Below are 18,790 nucleotides of genomic sequence, written 5' to 3'. Positions count from 1 at the left end.
TAGTACCTTTGAGATTGCTGCTGTTGTAGTTGTTTTACCGTGATCGACATGTCCTATTGTACCAATATTTACATGGGTTTTACTTCTGTCAAATTTTGCTTTTGCCATTTTGTCCTCCTAAATTTTTCTTATTTTAAATTTTATTAAAGAAGAGCTTATCTTCCTCTTTCTTCTTTTATAGCTTCTTGAATAGTTCTAGGTACTTGAATATATTTTTCAAATTCCATTGCGTAGTTAGCTCTTCCTTGAGATTTAGATCTTAAGTCAGTTGCATAACCAAACATTTCTGATAGAGGGATTTTAGCGTCAATTATTTTAGCACCGTTTCTATCAGTCATTCCACCTATCATACCTCTTCTAGAGTTGATATCTCCTATAATATCTCCCATATATTCTTCTGGAGTAGTAACTTCCACTTTGAATAAAGGTTCTAATATAGCAGGTTTACATAAAGCAGCACCTTGTTTCATAGCCATTGAACCAGCTATTTTAAATGCCATTTCAGATGAATCCACTTCATGGTAAGATCCATCATATAATGTAACTTTAACACCAACTAAAGGATATCCTGCAACAACACCATTTTCAAGTGCTTCTCTACATCCTTTTTCAACAGCAGGAATATATTCTCTAGGAATAGATCCTCCTGAAATAGCGTTAACAAATTCGAAATCTTTGTCTTCAATAGGTTCGATTTTGATTTTAACGTGTCCATATTGTCCTTTACCACCTGATTGCTTAGCATATTTAACTTCTTTTTCAGTAGAAGCAGTGATAGTTTCTCTATAAGCAACTTGAGGTTTTCCAACAGTTGATTCAACATTAAATTCTCTTCTCATTCTATCAACAATTATATCTAAGTGAAGTTCACCCATTCCAGAAATAATAGTTTGTCCTGTTTCTTCATCAGATTTAACTCTAAATGTAGGATCTTCTTCTGCAAGTTTAGCTAAAGCAATTCCCATTTTTTCTTGGTCAGCTTTAGTTTTTGGTTCAACTGCAACAGAAATAACTGGTTCAGGGAATTCCATTTTTTCAAGAATTATAGGAGATTCAGCACTACATAAAGTATCTCCAGTAGTTGTATCTTTTAATCCTACAACTGCAGCTATATCTCCACAATAAACTACATCTTCTTCTGCTCTTTTATTAGCGTGCATTTGAAGAAGTCTACCCATTCTTTCTTTTTTACCCTTAGTAGAGTTTAATACATATGATCCTTTGTTAGCTATTCCAGAGTAAACTCTAAAGAAAGTTAATCTTCCTACAAAAGGATCTGTCATAACTTTAAAAGCTAAAGCAGAGAAAGGTGCTTCATCAGATATTTCCAATTTAACAACTTCTTCTAAGTTTTTAGGATTATGTCCAACAATGCAACCTTTTTGAGTAGGTGCAGGCATAAAATCAATTATTACATCTAGTAATGGTTGAATTCCTTTATTTTTAAATGCAGTTCCACAAAGTACAGGAATGATAATGTTTCCAATAGTTCCTGCTCTTAAAGCAACTTTAATTTCATCAACTGAAATTTCTTCTTCAGCTAAGTATTTTTCCATTAGAGCATCGTCACATTCAGCAACAGCTTCTACTAATTCTTCTCTCATTTGAGTAGCTTCATCTAGTAGTTCAGCTCTAATTTCTCTTTCTTCAATATTAGCTCCGATTTCATCAAGATAAACAATTTCTTTCATTTTGATCAAATCTACAATTCCTTCAAAATTTTCTTCAGCACCAATAGGTAGTTGAAGAGGAACAGGGTTAGCTCCTAATTTTTCTCTGATATCGTTTACGCACATTTTAAAATCTGCTCCAACTCTATCCATTTTATTAAAGAAAGCCACTCTTGGTACTTCATATTTGTCAGCTTGTCTCCAAACAGTTTCAGATTGTGGTTGAACACCATCAACTGCAGAGAAAACTGCAACAGCACCATCAAGAACTCTTAAAGATCTTTCAACCTCAACAGTAAAGTCCACGTGTCCTGGTGTGTCTATTATATTTATTCTGTGTTTTTTCCAGAAACATGTTGTAGCAGCAGAAGTTATAGTAATACCTCTTTCCTGCTCTTGCTCCATCCAGTCCATAGTTGCTGCTCCATCATGAACTTCTCCGATGTTATGGTTAACTCCTGTATAGAAAAGAATTCTTTCTGTAGTAGTAGTTTTACCAGCATCAATGTGAGCCATTATACCAATGTTTCTAGTCATGTCTAATGAAACTTGTCTAGCCATTTAGTAATCCTCCTTGATATAAAATTACGCTAAATTAATATTTATAGTGTGCGAAAGCTCTGTTAGCTTCAGCCATTCTATAAGTATCTTCTTTTTTCTTCATAGTTGCGCCTTCATTATTTGCTGCTGCAGTTAATTCAGCTGCTAATTTTTCTACCATACCATATTCTTTTCTAGCTCTAGTAAAAGCTTTTAACCATCTTAATGCTAAAGTTTGTTGTCTTTCCAATCTAACTTCAGTAGGAACTTGATAAGTTGCTCCACCAATTCTTCTAGATCTTACTTCAACTTGAGGTTTAATGTTTTCCATTGCTTGTTTGAAAACGTCGTACCCCTCTTTACCAGTTTTTTCTTTAATTAAATCCATTGCTGAATAAAATATAGATTCAGATAAAGATTTTTTACCATCTACCATTAATGCATTTATAGTTTTAGTTACTACCTTATCGTTATATCTAGAATCAGGTAATACATCTCTTTTTACTGCTGCTCTTCTTCTTGACATATTAAACTGTTCACCTCCTTAATTTTTATAAATTATTATGCTTTTTTTACACCATATTTAGATCTTGATTGTTTTCTATTATTAACTCCTGCTGTATCTAGAGCTCCTCTAATAATTTTGTATCTAACTCCTGGTAAATCTTTTGTTCTTCCACCTCTTATAAGTGCAATTGAATGTTCTTGTAAATTGTGTCCTTCACCTGGTATGTAACAAGTAACCTCGATTCCATTTGTTAATTTAACTCTGGCAACTTTTCTTAAAGCTGAGTTTGGTTTTTTAGGTGTAGTAGTATAAACTCTTACACAAACTCCTCTTCTTTGTGGGTTTCCTTGTAATGCTGGTGACTTACTTGTTTCTTCTAAAGTTTGTCTTCCTTTTTTTACTAATTGATTTAGAGTAGGCATTTGACCCTCCTTCCGATTTTTTATTTTATAATTAAATTATACAACTTAAATATTATAGCTTTTATATAAATAAAAGTCAATTATCTTAGTCTATATAGCAGAGATTATTCTATCATACTTTATTATATTTATAAAGTTTTTTTTAAATTTTTTAATTCAGTTTCTATATTTTCCCATTCCTCCATAGATAACAGCATATCATTTTCTAGAATATCTAAATTATTTTGAATCTCTAATAATTCTTCTAGATTATTTTTTTTACCAGCTGATTCATAAAGAGCCTCTAAGTTATTTTTTTTGTCATCTAGTAATTCAATATTCTTTTCAATGTCTGAAGATTTTTTTTCTAGAGAAGCTATTTTATTTTTTTTTTTTTTTTGTTCTTCATAATTACTATTTTTTTCAACATTTTTTTTAGGAGAGGTTTTTAATTTAAAGTTGCAGTATTCACTATAATTTCCAGAAAATTTAACAGCTTCTTGATTATTTATTTCATAGATTGTGTTAGTTACATTTTCAAGAAAATATCTATCATGGGATACTATTAAAAGGGTTCCAGAAAATTCTTCCAAAGCCTCTTCTAAAATTTCTCTAGAATATATATCCAAATGGTTAGTTGGTTCATCTAATATTAAAAAGTTAGATTTTTTTAAGATTAGTTTCATTAGAGAAACACGGGCTCTTTCCCCACCACTAAGAGAACCGATTATTTTAAATACATCATCTTCAGGAAAAAGAAAACCTCCAGCTAATTTACGAACATCTTCTTCCCCCATTGGATAGTTAAACATAAATTCATTAAGAATACTAGCTTTTAAATCAAGGTTTTTATGATTTTGATCGTAATAACCAATAGAGACTCTTTCTCCAATTTTTATCTCTCCAGAATCTTGTGGAATATCCCCAGTGATTATTTTTAATAAGGTTGATTTCCCTACTCCATTTTTACCAATAAGGCCTATTCTCTCTCCTTTAAATATATCTAAGTTTACACCTGAAAAAAGAGTGTTGTCTTCAAAAGATTTTGAAAGATTTCGAATATTTAAGACCCTATCTGCACTTGGTTTTTCGACTTCAAATTTAAGTTTCATTTTACGTGGAGCAATAGAAGGATTTTCCATTTTTTCCATACGATTGAGTAAGCTTTGACGACCTCTAGCTTGTTTTGACTTTATTCCAGCTTTATATCTTTGAATATATTCTTCAGTTTTTTTAATTTTATCTTGTTCTTTATTAAAGGCTTTTAGAGCACCACTTAAATAAAGTTCTTTTTGGATAATAAAGTCATCATAATTACCTCTGTATGTTTTTAAATAATGATTTTCAATTTCAAATATTTTAGAAACTACATTGTTTAAAAAATATCTATCATGGGAAATAACTATAACTGAGTTATTATAATCTTTTAAAAATTTTTCAAGCCATTCAATGGCTATTAAGTCTAAATGGTTAGTAGGCTCATCTAGTATCAAAAGTTCAGGCTCTTCCAAAAGAATTTTACTTAGAGCCACTCTAGATTTCTGACCACCAGAAAGAGTTTCAATTTTTTGAGTCCATAATTCTTCTGGTAAACCAAGACCATGTAATATTTGTTTTACTTTATATTCAATTGCATAACCTTCATTATGCTCATATCGAGAAATTACAGTGGATAGTTCTTCCATAATCTCATCAAAATTATCAGGTTCTTGAGAGATTTTTAAATTTAAAGAGGTTATCTTGTTATAATCATCTAGAATTTTTTTAAAAACAAGCATTAATTCATCAAAAACACTATTGTTATTATTTATATCTATATTTTGAGAAAGATATCCTATTTTTAAATTGTTTTTTTTTGAAATGTTTCCCCTTTGATTAGTTTCAGGATTAACATCATTGATTTCTTGTCCTAGAATTATTTTAATAAGAGTTGTTTTCCCAACTCCATTCATACCAATTAAACCTATTTTATCTTTAGAATCTATAGAAAAAGATAAATCTTTAAATATAGTCTCTCCAGAAAAGCTTTTGTATAAATTATTTACATTTAATATAGCCATAGTTATTCTCCTAATTATATTTATTCGAAAAATATTATACCATATTTTATAAATATAAAATATATTTAATATGAAATATCTAAGAAAAAAAAGAAAGCTTTGAAAATTTATAGTATAATATAAACAATAAGAAATAAAGGGGAGGATTGTTTTGAAGAAATTTATATACATATTATTAACAATATTTTTGCTAGGATGTTCTCAAATAACTAGTTTTAAATCTGAAAAAAATAACGATGAAAATAATGCCTATGATTTAGCAATTATAAGCACAGGGAATGGAAAGGGAAGTTTAGAAGAAGGTGTAGGTTATCCTCGGATTTATACAATAATAAAAAGAGCCAAGGGAATGTACGGAGAAAATAATGTTTTATATTTAGATTCAGGTGGAAATTTTTCAGGAACAACTATTGCTAATAGAACAAAAGGATCTTCAAGTGTGGCAGTATTAAATGGAGTTGGATTAAAGGCTACCACTGTAGGGGAGGGAGACTTCAAGTATGGTTTAAAAGGGCTTACAAATTTACAAGAAAAATCTAATTTTAAAATAATAGGAACTAATATTAGGGAAAATGATAAAAGCTCATTTTTAACTCATTATTTAATAGAAGAAATTGGAGATAAAAAAATTGGAATAATTGGATTAATTTCTCCAGAGTTTTATAAAGATTTAAATGGAGAAGATATTGAAAAAATATCAATTGAAGATCCGATTGTATCAGCTTCATTAATAGTAAAGGAGTTGAAAAAAGAAAAGGTTGACTTTATTATAGCCTTATCATCTTTAGGAAATGATGAAAGAACAAATAAAGAATGGACAAGTGGAGAATTAGCAAAATCAGTAAATGGAATAGATTTAATTATAGACAGTGGAAAAAATAAAGTAACAAGTTTTCAAATAAAAAAAACATTAATCATTTCTTCAAAAGAGCAATTAAGATCAGTTGGAATTGTCCAAGTAGATCTAGATTCAAGATTAAAAAATGAAAATTTAAATTATAAGTTAATAAAAACTGAAGATATTTATAGACCTAAAGAAAATAGAAAGTACAAAGTTAAAAAGGGAGATACACTATACTCTTTAGCAAAAAATAATAATATAAAATTAGAAGAGCTTATAAAAGCTAATCCTGAAATTACAGATGGGAGAACAATTGAAATTGGTAGGGAATACAATATACCAATCTCCAATGAAAATTTATCTGTATATAATAAAAATAATAAGTTATTAAATATTGAAGAAGACAAAAATATAAAAGCTATAATAGAAAAAATAAATAAAAAAAGGATATAGATATGGATTTTTCTTTAAATATGAAACAAGAATTAAAATTAATATTAACTCAAAGTATGAAAATGTCCCTTAATATTTTAGAGATGTCATCTTTTGATTTGGAAAAATATATATTAGATGAGAGTAAAAAAAATCCATTTGTAGAAGTTCAATATATTAGCCATTCTAAAAAAAATAAAAGTTCATCTGACGTTTCTCCCCTTGATTTTGCGCATCAAGAGAAAAATTTAATTGATTTTTTAGAAGAACAAATAGGATATTTAAACTTAAGTACTAACCAAAGATTTTTATATACTTTCATTGTTAATAATTTAAATAGTAAAGGATATTTAAATTTAAGTGTAAATGAAATAAAAAGTTTAACAAAATTTTCAATTAAAGAAATAAAAGAAGCACTAAAAAACATTAAAAAATTTGAACCAATAGGAATTTGTGCTTCAAATTTAGAAGAGTGTTTAATTATTCAATTGCACAAAAAAAATATAAACGATATTAAACTAGAATATATAATAAAAAATTTATTAAATGAAGTGGCTCTTGGAAAGCTGGAAGAAATTGGTGAAAAGGTTGAGTTAACTAAAGAGGAAATTTTAGATAAATTAAAAATAATAAGAACTTTAAATCCCATTCCTTCTAGAGGTTTTTATATGGGGGAAGCAATAAGATATATTATACCAGAAGCTGAAATAATAAAGTATGAGAATAAATATATACTTATTATGAATGAAGAAAATACTCCTAAAATCAAAATAAAAAACAATTCAAAGGTAGAAACAAGTAAAACAAATGATTATTTTACTTCAGCAAATAATTTAATAAAATGTATAGAAAAAAGAAATGAAACTTTAAAAAAAATACTAGAATTAATTTTAGAAGAACAATATGACTATTTTTCAATGAAGTCTGTTAAAAAGGCTTTGCCTATGAAAATTGTAGCTAAAAAATTAAATTTACACGAATCAACTGTATCGAGAGCTATAAAAAACAAGTATATAAAAACTGAACGGGGAATTGAAAGGATAAGAGATTTTTTCATATTAGATGGACAAAAAGAAAATATAGAAAACTTGATACAGGATATAATCTTAAAGGAAAACAGAGAAACACCTGTATCAGATCAAGAAATAACAAATAAATTGAATAATTTGGGAATAAAAATAGCAAGAAGAACAGTTTCTAAATATAGAGAAAATTTAGGTATTAAATCAAGTTCTAAAAGGAAAATGAGAAATATGGAGGGGAAATGATAGTAGGTTTAACAGGGGGAATAGCTTCGGGAAAATCCACAGTAAGTAATATTTTAAAAGAGTTAGAAATTAAAATTATAGATGCAGATATAATTGCAAAAAAAATTTCAGAAAAAGCAGAAATAAAAAAGGAAATTCTTTTAAAATTTGGAGAAGAGATATTAAATTCTCAAAAAGAAATAGAGCGCAGAAAATTAAGAGAAATAGTTTTTAAAAATAAAGAAAAATTAAAAATTTTAAATAGTATATATCACCCTAGAATAAAAGATGAATTTAAAAAAATAAAGGAAAATCATAATAAAGATGATATAATAATATTCGATGTTCCTTTACTATTTGAAACAGATATAGATAAAGAATGTGATAAGATCATTTTAGTCTGTATAGATGAAGAAATTCAAATTGATAGGTTAATGAAAAGGGATGGTATAGATAGTGACTTAGCTAAAATGATTATAAAGAACCAAATGCCTCAAGAAGAAAAAATGAAAAAAGCGGATATTATTTTATATAATGATGGAACATTAGATGAGTTAACCAGAAAAACAAAAATGATAATAGAAGATATTATAAGGAGAAAATAGAAGATGAAAATAGTAGCCCCAGCAGGGGACATAGAGAGATTTTATGCAGCAATTAAATCAGGTGCAGATGAAATATACATGGGATTAAAGGGATTTGGAGCTAGAAGAAATGCAGAAAATTTTACAGTTGAAGAAATTAAAGAAGCTATAGATTATGCTCATGAAAGAGGGAGTAGAGTCTTTTTAACTTTAAATACATTAATGAAAAATGTGGAGATAGAATTTTTATATACTAATTTTAAAAAACTTTATGAACATGGGTTAGATGCTGTAATTATACAAGATTTAGGATATTTTAGATTTTTAAAAGAAAATTTTCCAAATATAGATTATCATGGAAGTACTCAAATGACAGTGGCAAATCATGTTGAAGCTAATTATTTAAAAAAAATAGGTTTTAAAAGAATTGTATTGCCAAGAGAAATGTCTTTTGAGGAAATAAAAAAAATAAAAGAAAAAACAGATATAGAGTTAGAGGTATTTGTATCAGGGGCTTTATGTGTAAGTTATTCTGGAAATTGTTATATGAGCAGTTTTATAGGTGGAAGAAGTGGAAACAGAGGAATGTGTGCACAACCTTGCAGAAAAGAGTATACAACTTCCACAAGAAAAGGATATTTGTTAAGTCCTAAGGACCAATTAATGAAATTGGAAGAAATAAATAAGTTAAAAGAGATAGGAATTGATTCTATAAAAATAGAAGGAAGAATGAAACAAAGCAACTACATATATGAAGCAGTTACTTATTTTAAAGGGTTGCTAAAAGGAGAAGAAAATAAAAACAATATAGATACTATATTCAATAGAGGATATTCTAAAGGATATTTAGGGAATAGTAGTAGTTTAATAAATGAACAATATTCATTTAATGTTGGTAAAAGGATTGGAATAGCAAGTGGTAAAGAAGTAAAATTAGAAGAAAATATTATGTTAGGGGATGGTATAACTTACTATTCTAAGGATTTTGAAAATTTAGGTGGAGATTATATAAATAGAATAGAGAAGAAAAGCAAAAAAGAAAAGTTTAAAGAAGCTTCTCCAGGGGATAAAATAATTCTATTAAAAATTCCAAGTGGAACAAAATATATATTTAAAAATTATGATAAAAAAATAAATTCAGAAATAGAGTCTAATTTAAAAAATTCAAATAAATATTTGGAAATAGAAGCAAAATTTATTGGGAAATTAAATGAAAAACCATCTATAGAAGTTAGTTGTTTTAACAATTTCGGAGAAAAAATAAGTGCAAAATTTTCAGGAGAGAAACCTTTAGAAAAAGCTTCTAAAAAAGCAGCTACAGTTGAAGAGGTTTCTAAAAAGTTAAAAGAAACAGGAGGAACATCTTTCCAAATAGGGAAATGTAACATAACTATTGATAAAGAAATATTTTTACCAGTATCCCTTCTAAAACAACTAAGAAGAGAAGTTTTAAGTATGTTAACAAGTAAATTAGTAGAAAGTTATAGAAGAAAATTAGATGATACAGTGAAAAAATTTGAAATAGAGATTTCTCAAGATGTACCAAAACACTCACAAATATCAGCAGTTGTTTGTAACGATGAGCAAGAAAGACTTCTAAAAGAATTGGGGATAAAGAAGATATATAAAAAAGGATATCAAGTGGCAAAGGAAGTTAATTTGAATTTTATAGATCTAAATTCTAATTTGGCCAGTAACTTATATCAAGTATTAAAAAATAAATCTGAAGAGATTACTGTTAATTGGAACTTAAACATAACAAATATATATTCTATTATGGAACTAAGTAAATTAAACAATGTAAAAACAGTTGTTTTATCTCCTGAATTAAGCTTTGAAGAATTGGAAAATATAGGGAAAGTTCCTGTTAGAAAGGCAATGTTAGGATATAGTAAATTATTAGGAATGTATATAGAAAGAGGATTATTTGAGAATAATGAAATTATAGAAAGTCCACAAAGAGATAAATTCATTTCAAGAATAAATGAATTAGGGAATACTGAAATATATTTTAGCAAAAGTTTAAATGTTCTTAGTCAAGTTAAAAGATTAGGGAAAATAGGTATTGATGAAGTTATAATTGAATTATTAGACGAAACACCAGAGGAGATAAAGTATATTATAAATAATATAAATAGAAAAGAAAACTTGTATAGTCCTTATAATTATGAAAGGGGAGTACTTTAATGAAAAGAAAGATAATAAAAAATTTAGGAACATGGTTTGGATTAGGAGATTTACCAAAAGCTCCAGGAACATTTGGAACTTTAGGGGGGATACCTGTCTATATAGGATTAAATTTTGTTAGAAAAATTTTTCCAAATGATTTAGTATATAATTCATTTTATTTTATGTTTTTAATGACCTTTTTTATTGTTGCTGTTTATGTTGCTAACATTTGTGAAAAAGAAATTTATCATGAGAAAGATCCTCAAAATGTTGTTATTGATGAAGTTTTAGGGTACTTAACAACATTATTTTTGATAAATCCTGTTGGAATAAAAGAGAGTTTTGTAGCTATTTCATTAGCTTTTGTAATATTTAGATTCTTTGATATTACAAAAATAGGTCCTATTAATAAATCTCAAAATTTAGGAGAAGGAGTAGGAGTAGTAATAGATGACTTTTTAGCAGGAATAATAGGAAATTTCTTGTTGGTTTGTATATGGTCTTTATTATTTTAAGGAAGGGGAACTGGAAAAATGAAAGCAACACTTATATTGGTTGGGACAGAATTATTAAATGGGGGAATGATCGATACAAATAGCATTTACATGTCTGAAAAATTAAATTCTTATGGAATTTCCATAAAATATAAAATAGTTGTAAAGGACGATATTAATGAAATAAAAGAGGCTATAGAAATAGCTAAAAAAAGTAGTGATTTAGTTATTCTATCAGGTGGATTAGGGCCTACAATAGATGATTTAACAAAGGTAGCAGTTGCAAATTATTTAGGGAAAAAATTAACAATAGACAAAGATGATTTAGACAGGTTAAAAATCAAATTAAAAGAAAGAAATATTGATTTTTTAGAAGAAAATAAAAAAGAAGTAGAAAAAGTAGAAGGTGCAACTTTTTTTAATAATGAAGTGGGAATGGCTCCAGGTATGTATGTGGATGGAATAGCTTGTTTCCCTGGTGTTCCAAGAGAATTATACAATTTATTTCCAAAATTTTTAAAATGGTATTCAACTAAAATGAAGCTAAATATAGATAAAATTTATATAAGAGATTTATTAACCTATGGAATAGCTGAATCTCTTTTGAATAAGAAATTAATTCCATATTTTGTTGAGACAGGAATAGATTATGAATTTTTAATAAAAGATTATGGAACTATAATAAGATTACAATACAAAGAAAGTAATAAAAACTTAGTAGAAAAAATAATTAAAAAGATATATAATGAGATAGGTAACAAAATTTTTAGTGAAGGAAATATAAAATTAGAAGAAGTAATATTAAATAAACTAAAGGAAAGAAACTTATTATTTTCAGTTGCAGAGTCTTGTACTGGAGGAATGATATCTTCTAAAATAGTTGGAGTTTCAGGGGCATCTGAAGTTTATAAAGAAGGTTTAGTAACCTATAGCAATTCTTCTAAAGTTGAAAGACTAGGAGTAAAAGAGGAAACTCTTAAAAGCTATGGAGCAGTAAGTTTTGAAACTGCAAAAGAAATGGTTGAAGGATTAAAAACAGCTGTTGGAATATCTGTTACAGGAATTGCTGGACCCAATGGTGGAACTTTGGAAAAACCAGTTGGGTTAGTATATATAGGTTTAAAAGTAAATGAAAATATAGAAGTGATGAAAAAAATTTTTAAAGGATCAAGGGAAGAAATAAGAGAAAAAACTGTATTGTGTAGTTTATTTTATTTAAATAAATTATTAGATAAAGGAAGTAATTAATATGACTATAGGGGAAAGAATTAAAAAGCAAAGGAACGAAAAAGGGTTTTCATTAAGAGAGCTAGCTAGCAAAGTTGATTTATCTGCTAGTTTTTTATCTCAAATTGAACAGGGGAAAGCGTCTCCATCCATTGAGAATTTAAAAAAAATAGCAAATTGTTTGGAAGTTAGAGTAAGTTATTTAATAGAAGATGAAGATGAAAAAATAGCCTCATATCATTTAAAGAAAAAAGAAAGAAGGTATGTGGAAAGTATAGATTCTAAAACGTCAATTTCATTACTAACATCTTCTAAAATAGAAAAAGATATGGAACCAATAATGTATGAAATAAAACCAGGTGGAGAAAGCGGTAGAGGTCTTTTTAATCATAATGGAGAAGAATTTATATATATAGTTGAGGGTACTTTAGATATATATATAGAAGATCACGCAACAACATTGAATGAAGGAGATAGTTTTTATTTTAAATCTACTTTAAATCATAGATTTAAAAATAATGGGAAAAAACTAACTAAAGCTTTATGGGTAGTAACACCACCAACATTTTAAAACGTATGGAGGAAAAAATGAAAATAGAAGTAAAATATTTAAATGCAATGAGATTAACGAAATTGCTAATAGCAGCAAGTAGATGGCTCTCAAGGCATGCAGATATATTAAATGATTTAAATGTTTACCCTGTTCCAGATGGAGATACTGGAACAAATATGTCTATGACACTTCAGGCTGTAGAAAATGATTTAGTTAGACTTAGTTACGAGCCAGAAATGAATGAATTGTGTGAAATAGTATCTGAGACAATTCTTTTGGGAGCAAGAGGAAATTCAGGAACAATATTATCTCAAATAATTCAAGGATTTTTGGATGGATTAAAAGGAAAGGAAGAAGTAAGTGTAGATGATGTAATAATAGCTTTTGATAAGGCGAAGGAAAAAGCCTATAAAGCAGTAAATGATCCTGTGGAAGGAACAATGCTTACAGTAATAAGAATGGTTTCTGAGGCAGCTAAAGTTTATGATGGAAATAAAAATGATTTTATTCCATTTTTAACTTACTTAAAAAATGTAGCTGCTGATGCAGTTGAAGAGACTCCTAATTTATTAAATAAGTTAAAAGAGGCAGGAGTAGTAGATGCAGGTGGAAAGGGAATTTATTATATATTAGAAGGATTTGAAAAATCTGTAACTGATCCACAAATGTTAGAGGATTTAGAGAGAATAATACAATCTCAGTCAAAAAGAAAAGAAATTTTAGATGCAAATGTGTCTATTTTAGAAGATATAGAATATAAATACTGTACTGAATTTATTATTGAAAATGGTGATTTTGATTTAGATAGTTACAAAGAAAAAATAGGTATATATGGGAACTCAATGGTTTGTGCTCAATCTTCTAAAAAAACAAAAACTCATATTCACACAAATAATCCAGGTTTAGTTTTTGAAGTTGCTTGTAAATTAGGGGACTTATCTCATATGAAAATAGATAATATGGCATTACAGCAACACAAAAATAATTTATTTGAAAATTATGATGGATTTAATAATAATAAAGATTATTTAATGCAAAATAAAAATAGCAAACCAGTAGCATTTTTTGCAATTGTAGATAATAAAGAATTAGGTGAAGAATTTATAAAAGTTGGAGCTACAGCAGTTTTAATTGGTGGTCAAACTAAAAATCCAAGTGTAGCAGATATTGAAAAAGTTTTAAATAAAATTGAAGCAGAGACTGTATATTTGTTACCAAATAATAAAAATATAATTTCAGCTGCTAAGATAGTTGCAGAAAGATCAAATAAAGAAGTAGTTGTTGTGGAAACAAAAACTATGTTAGAAGGACATTATATTATAGAAAATAAAGATTTAGGATTAGAAAAAATTACAGAGCAGATTGTTTATAATAATTCTATAGAAATAACAAAAGCAGTGAGAGATACTAGGGTAGATTTATTAGAAATAAAAGAAGGGGATTTTATTGCTCTAGTTAATGGAAAAATAAAAGAAAAATCTGAAAATTTGAAAGAATTACTAAACAAAATAAAAGAAAATTATATTTCAAAAGAGACATTGAAAGTCCTTATTTCTATTGGGAAAGAAGGTTCAAATAAAGATATAGAAAATATGGAAAATTTAGATGAATATATAAAATATGAAAAAATAGAAGGATTACAAGAAAATTATTTTTATTATATATATATAGTAAATAGGGATCCAAATCTTCCAGAAATAGCTTTAGTAACAGATTCTACATCTGACTTAAGTAAAGATATGATTAAAGATTTGAAAAATATTGAAATAATTCCATTAAAAGTTAAATTAGATGGAAATAACTATTATAGAGATGGAGTAGATATTTCAAAGGAAGAATTTTGGAAAAAACTAATTGCAGAAGGACAACTACCTAAAACATCTCAACCTTCCCCAGCAGAATTTAAAAATTTATATGAAAAATTATTAAATAGGGGATACAAAAAAATTATTTCACTTCATATTTCAGGAAAACTTAGTGGAACTCAACAAGCTGCTAGGGTTGGAAGAAGTATGTTAAAAAGAGATAAAGATGTAATAATAATAGACTCAAAAACAGTTACATTTGCTTTAGGATTTTTAGTTACAGAAGCAGCTAAGATGGCCCAAAAAGGAAAATCATTATCTCAAATTATAAAGTGGATAGAAGAAAGCAAAGAAGCAATGAAGGTTTATTTTGTAGTTAAAGATTTAGCATTATTACAAAAAGGTGGAAGAGTAGGAAAAACATCTGCAACAATAGGTGGAATTTTAAAGATTAAACCAATTCTAAAAATGGAAAATGGAGAAATTATAATTGAAACAAAAGCTATAGGAGAAAAGGGAGCAATGCTCCATATGGAGAAATTAATAAAATCTAGCAAAACATCAATAATTTTATATACTGGTTGGGGAGGAGAAAGAACTCAATTATCCAACGCAGACACTATTAAAAATATGGCTGAAAAATATAAGAAGGTTGATTATAGAGGTAGAGTTGAAATTGGAGCAGTAATTGGTTCCCATGTTGGAGCAGTTTATGGAATGGGGATTATGGATAAGATAAGGTAACGAAGGACTCAATTTGAGTCCTTCTATCTTTTAGAAGACGTATATAGTAAAAGCTTCTAAAATTATAATAGTTTCCAAGAATCATCATAAATTTAATTTGTAAATATATTTAGATACTAAGGAGAGGGATAATATGAAATTTTCAAGTTATTTAGATAAAAATTTAATTTTTAACGGTCTAAAGGGAAATACTCAGGAAGAAATTATAGAGAATATGCTTAGAGAGATGTCTAAAAAAGATCCTAAAATAGCAGAAAAAGAAAAAGAAATTAAGGAAGCTGTTTTTAAAAGAGAAAAAGAAATTTCAACTGCAATTGGAAAAGGAATAGCAATACCCCATGCAAGAATGTCAAAATTTAATGATTTTGTTGTAGCTATAGGGATAATAGAAAATCCTATAAAAGTTCAAATAGAGGGCTTAAATGAAGAAGATGAAGTAAAGGTAGTTTTTTTAATAGTCTGTGATATATTAAAAAATAAAAATATATTAAAAGTAATGAGTGCTATAACTAAATTAGTGGTGAAATATCCAGAAATTATGGAAAAAATAAAAAATTCTAAGGATTCAGAAGAAATTTTCAACTTAATTGACAGTGTTCAACTTGAAATTGGAAAAAAAATTATAGCTGATGATGTTTTAAGTCCAAATATAGTACCAGTAACACCAGACATGACATTGGAATTTGTGGCAAAAAGATTGATTGTAGAAAAAATTGCAGGAATACCTGTTGTGGATAAAAATAGAAATTTTCTAGGAGAAATAACAGAAAAAGAATTAATTGAATTTGGAATGCCTAAATATTATTCTGTTATGTCAGACTTAAATTTTTTAACTATTGGGGAACCTTTTGAAGAATACTTAGTTAATGAAAAAACAGCTTTAATAGAAAATATCTATAGAAAAAAAGAATCAGTATGTATTATTGATAGAAAAGCTCCAATTATGGAAATTTGTTTTATTATGATAAATAAAGGAATTACAAGAATTTATGTAGTTGAAGACGGAAAATATTGTGGGGTAATTAGAAGATACGACATAATAAAGAAAATTTTACATATATAATTTAGAAGAAATTTTAGGAGGAACAATGTTTTATTTAGTAGCTGGATTAATTATTTTTGTAGGAACATTTTATTTTATAATAACTGAAAAAATACCATCAGCTTGGGCAACAATGCTAGGTGGATTGCTAATGTCTTTAATTGGTATAATGAATGAAGAAGAAGCTTTAGAATCAATAGCAGAAAGGTTAGAAATACTATTTTTGTTAATAGGAATGATGATAGTAGTACACATTATTTCAGAGACGGGTGTTTTCCAGTGGTTTGCAATAAAAGTAGCCCAAATGGCAAAGGGAGAGCCATTCAAATTGATATTAATGTTATCTATTGTTACAGCTATTTGTTCAGCATTTTTAGATAATGTTACCACTATACTATTAATGGCTCCTGTATCAATTCTTTTAGCAAACGAGTTAAGATTAGATCCTTTTCCATTTGTTATGACTGAAATAATGGCAGCAAATATAGGAGGAGTAGCAACTTTAATAGGTGATCCAACTCAACTAATTATAGGTCATGAAGGGAAAATAGGATTTAATGAGTTTATAGTTAATACTTCACCTATGGCAGTTATAGCTATGGTTATCTTACTTTTGAACGTTTACTTTTTTTACTGTAAAAAAATGGAAGTTTCAAGAGAATTAAAGGCAAGAATAATGGAATTAGATCCTAGTCGTTCTTTGAAAGATAAAAGAGTTCTAAGAATAGCATTAGTTATATTTTTACTTATTATAACAGGCTTTATTTTAAATAATTTTGTGAATAAAGGATTAGCTATTATCTCATTATCTGGAGCTATAATACTAGTTGTTGCAACAAAAAAAGAACCAAAGGAAGTTTTAGTTAATGTGGAATGGGAAACATTATTCTTTTTCATAGGTTTATTTATGATGGTAACAGGTATAGAGCATTTAAATGTAATTAGCTTTATAGGAAATAAAATAGTTAGAGTCACTGAAGGAAAGTTTAATTTAGCTTTAATTTTAATAACTTGGGTTTCAGCTGGATTTACTTCAATTATAGGAAATGTAGCCAACGCAGCAACTGTGTCTAAAATAATAGCAGTTATGGAACCAGCTTTTCAAAATGAAGTTCATGTAAAAGCTCTTTGGTGGGCTTTGTCTTTTGGATCTTGTTTAGGTGGAAATTTAACTATTTTAGGTTCAGCTACTAATGTGGTTGCTGTTGGAGCGGCTAAAAAAGCAAGTTGTAAAATAGATTTTGTAAAGTTCTTTAAATTTGGGGCATCAATATCTTTACAAACATTAGTTGTAGCTACTATTTATTTATTAATCAGATATTAATTTGGGAGAAAATATGAAAATATATAGATTTGAAGAGCTAGACTCAACTAATACTTTTTTAAAAAATTTAGAAACAAAAAACAATTATGATGTGGCAATAGCTGATAAGCAGACACTAGGAAGAGGAAGAAGTGGTAATAAATGGTCTTCTGAAATTGGAGGAGCATATTTTAGTTTCCTGTTGAAAGAAAATCCTAATATTTCTAGAGAAGAGTATTCAAGATTACCTTTAGTAGTAGGTTATTCCCTTCTAAAGACATTTGAAAAATTAGAAGGGCTGGATTTTAAATTTAAATGGACAAATGACATTTATGTGTTAGATAAGAAATTAAGTGGGATATTAGTAGAAAAAAGAGAAGACTTTTACATAATTGGTATAGGAATAAATTTAAATAATTCTATAACTGAAGAATTTAGGAAAAAAGGAATTTCATTAAAAGAGATAACCAATAAAGATTATAATAAAGAAGAACTTATTTTTAACGTTATAGAAGATTTTAAAAATAATTTAAATTATTACTTTAGTGGAAGTTGGTATGAGATATTAAATTATTTAAATTCAAAAAATTATTTGTTTGGAAAGAGCATAGTTATAGATTTAAGAAATAAAAAAGAAGAAGGAATAGGACAGAGTATTTCTAAAAAAGGTGAATTTTTAGTTGAAATTAAAGGTGAAAGAAGAAGTTTTTCCATAGGAGAAATTCACATTAAAGGATTTTAAAAATTAAAAGAAAGAATTATTAGTTTAGGGGATAATTCTTTCTTTTAATTTAAACTTTAAAGGAATTTGTTATAAATTAAAAAGAGAAAAACATTGATTATTGAGCATTTTTTTTGTTTTAAAGAAAAGTGACAGACAGCTTAAAATATGTTAAAATATAAAGTATGATATGCGTTTGTTGTTTAAAAAAGAGGAGAAAAACATGGGAAAAATAAAAATAAATACAGAGTTTATAAAATTAGATCAATTTTTAAAATGGACTGGAATTGCAGAAAATGGAGTAATGGCTAAAGATATAATTTTAGATGGTGAAGTATTAGTAGATGGTGAATTAGAAAAAAGAAGAGGAAAGAAATTATATCCAGGAAATATTGTTTTAGTTTTTGGAAAAGAGTATGTTGTGGAATAGAAATTTGTAGAGGTGAAGT

The 18,790-nt window shown here is 27.5% G+C and carries 17 protein-coding genes; 12 read left to right on the top strand and 5 right to left on the bottom strand.

The window, feature by feature from the left end; translation table 11 throughout:
• The 5 genes from GIL12_RS00545 to GIL12_RS00525 form a co-directional block, all read right to left on the bottom strand.
• Positions 1 to 108 (bottom strand): GTP-binding protein (locus GIL12_RS00545; protein WP_163468048.1); only part of this gene is annotated, 108 nt, incomplete at its 3' end.
• A 47-nt stretch (positions 109 to 155) separates the two neighbouring features.
• Positions 156 to 2,231: an elongation factor G gene (fusA, locus tag GIL12_RS00540; RefSeq protein WP_163468046.1), complete on the bottom strand. Its 2,076-nt coding sequence runs from the start codon at positions 2,229 to 2,231 to the stop codon at positions 156 to 158.
• Between the two features lie 34 nt (positions 2,232 to 2,265).
• Entirely contained in the window at positions 2,266 to 2,736 is a 471-nt protein-coding gene (rpsG, locus tag GIL12_RS00535; protein WP_163468044.1) for a 30S ribosomal protein S7, read from the bottom strand.
• A 35-nt stretch (positions 2,737 to 2,771) separates the two neighbouring features.
• A complete protein-coding gene (rpsL, locus tag GIL12_RS00530; RefSeq protein ID WP_163468042.1) occupies positions 2,772 to 3,140 on the bottom strand; it encodes a 30S ribosomal protein S12 in 369 nt (122 codons plus the stop codon).
• Between the two features lie 128 nt (positions 3,141 to 3,268).
• Positions 3,269 to 5,179, bottom strand: a complete 1,911-nt coding sequence (locus GIL12_RS00525) for an ABC-F family ATP-binding cassette domain-containing protein (protein WP_163468040.1) — start codon at positions 5,177 to 5,179, stop codon at positions 3,269 to 3,271.
• Positions 5,180 to 5,330: 151 nt separating this feature from the next.
• Between GIL12_RS00525 and GIL12_RS00520 the strand changes: the two genes are divergently transcribed.
• The 12 genes from GIL12_RS00520 (at position 5,331) to GIL12_RS00465 (ending at position 18,771) form a co-directional block, all read left to right on the top strand.
• On the top strand, positions 5,331 to 6,473 hold the full coding sequence (locus GIL12_RS00520) for a LysM peptidoglycan-binding domain-containing protein (protein WP_163468038.1): 1,143 nt from the start codon (positions 5,331 to 5,333) through the stop codon (positions 6,471 to 6,473).
• 2 nt (positions 6,474 to 6,475) lie between these two features.
• Positions 6,476 to 7,720: an RNA polymerase factor sigma-54 gene (rpoN, locus tag GIL12_RS00515; protein ID WP_163468036.1), complete on the top strand. Its 1,245-nt coding sequence runs from the start codon at positions 6,476 to 6,478 to the stop codon at positions 7,718 to 7,720.
• Positions 7,717 to 8,304, top strand: coding sequence for a dephospho-CoA kinase (gene coaE / locus GIL12_RS00510; protein WP_163468034.1), 588 nt, complete (start codon positions 7,717 to 7,719; stop codon positions 8,302 to 8,304). Before rpoN ends, coaE begins: the two co-directional genes overlap by 4 nt.
• 3 nt (positions 8,305 to 8,307) lie before the next feature.
• The gene (locus tag GIL12_RS00505; RefSeq protein ID WP_163468032.1) at positions 8,308 to 10,470 is read left to right on the top strand and encodes a U32 family peptidase; all 2,163 of its coding nucleotides are present in this window, start codon (positions 8,308 to 8,310) and stop codon (positions 10,468 to 10,470) included.
• Positions 10,470 to 10,967 (top strand): phosphatidylglycerophosphatase A, encoded by a 498-nt coding sequence (locus tag GIL12_RS00500; protein ID WP_163468030.1) that lies wholly within the window; start codon positions 10,470 to 10,472, stop codon positions 10,965 to 10,967. The genes GIL12_RS00505 and GIL12_RS00500 overlap by 1 nt, the downstream gene beginning before the upstream one ends.
• Before the next feature lie 18 nt (positions 10,968 to 10,985).
• Positions 10,986 to 12,194: a CinA family nicotinamide mononucleotide deamidase-related protein gene (locus tag GIL12_RS00495; protein WP_163468028.1), complete on the top strand. Its 1,209-nt coding sequence runs from the start codon at positions 10,986 to 10,988 to the stop codon at positions 12,192 to 12,194.
• 1 nt (position 12,195) lies between these two features.
• Positions 12,196 to 12,744, top strand: a complete 549-nt coding sequence (locus tag GIL12_RS00490) for a helix-turn-helix domain-containing protein (RefSeq protein WP_163468026.1) — start codon at positions 12,196 to 12,198, stop codon at positions 12,742 to 12,744.
• Between the two features lie 17 nt (positions 12,745 to 12,761).
• A complete protein-coding gene (locus GIL12_RS00485; RefSeq protein ID WP_163468024.1) occupies positions 12,762 to 15,275 on the top strand; it encodes a DegV family EDD domain-containing protein in 2,514 nt (837 codons plus the stop codon).
• A 133-nt stretch (positions 15,276 to 15,408) separates the two neighbouring features.
• Positions 15,409 to 16,338 (top strand): PTS sugar transporter subunit IIA, encoded by a 930-nt coding sequence (locus GIL12_RS00480; RefSeq protein ID WP_163468022.1) that lies wholly within the window; start codon positions 15,409 to 15,411, stop codon positions 16,336 to 16,338.
• A gap of 25 nt (positions 16,339 to 16,363) precedes the next feature.
• Positions 16,364 to 17,641 carry an ArsB/NhaD family transporter gene (locus GIL12_RS00475; protein ID WP_163468020.1) on the top strand — a complete coding sequence of 426 codons (1,278 nt, stop codon included), beginning with the start codon at positions 16,364 to 16,366 and terminating at the stop codon, positions 17,639 to 17,641.
• Positions 17,642 to 17,654: 13 nt separating this feature from the next.
• On the top strand, positions 17,655 to 18,362 hold the full coding sequence (locus tag GIL12_RS00470) for a biotin--[acetyl-CoA-carboxylase] ligase (protein WP_163468018.1): 708 nt from the start codon (positions 17,655 to 17,657) through the stop codon (positions 18,360 to 18,362).
• Positions 18,363 to 18,564: 202 nt separating this feature from the next.
• Entirely contained in the window at positions 18,565 to 18,771 is a 207-nt protein-coding gene (locus GIL12_RS00465; protein ID WP_163468016.1) for an RNA-binding S4 domain-containing protein, read from the top strand.
• The last annotated feature ends 19 nt before the right edge of the window (positions 18,772 to 18,790 follow it).

Origin of the sequence: Fusobacterium sp. IOR10, assembly GCF_010367435.1 — a bacterium.
Lineage (GTDB): Bacteria > Fusobacteriota > Fusobacteriia > Fusobacteriales > Fusobacteriaceae > Fusobacterium_B.
The sequence above is the reverse complement of the archived record's forward strand: the minus strand, read 5'-3'. Positions and strand labels throughout refer to the sequence as shown.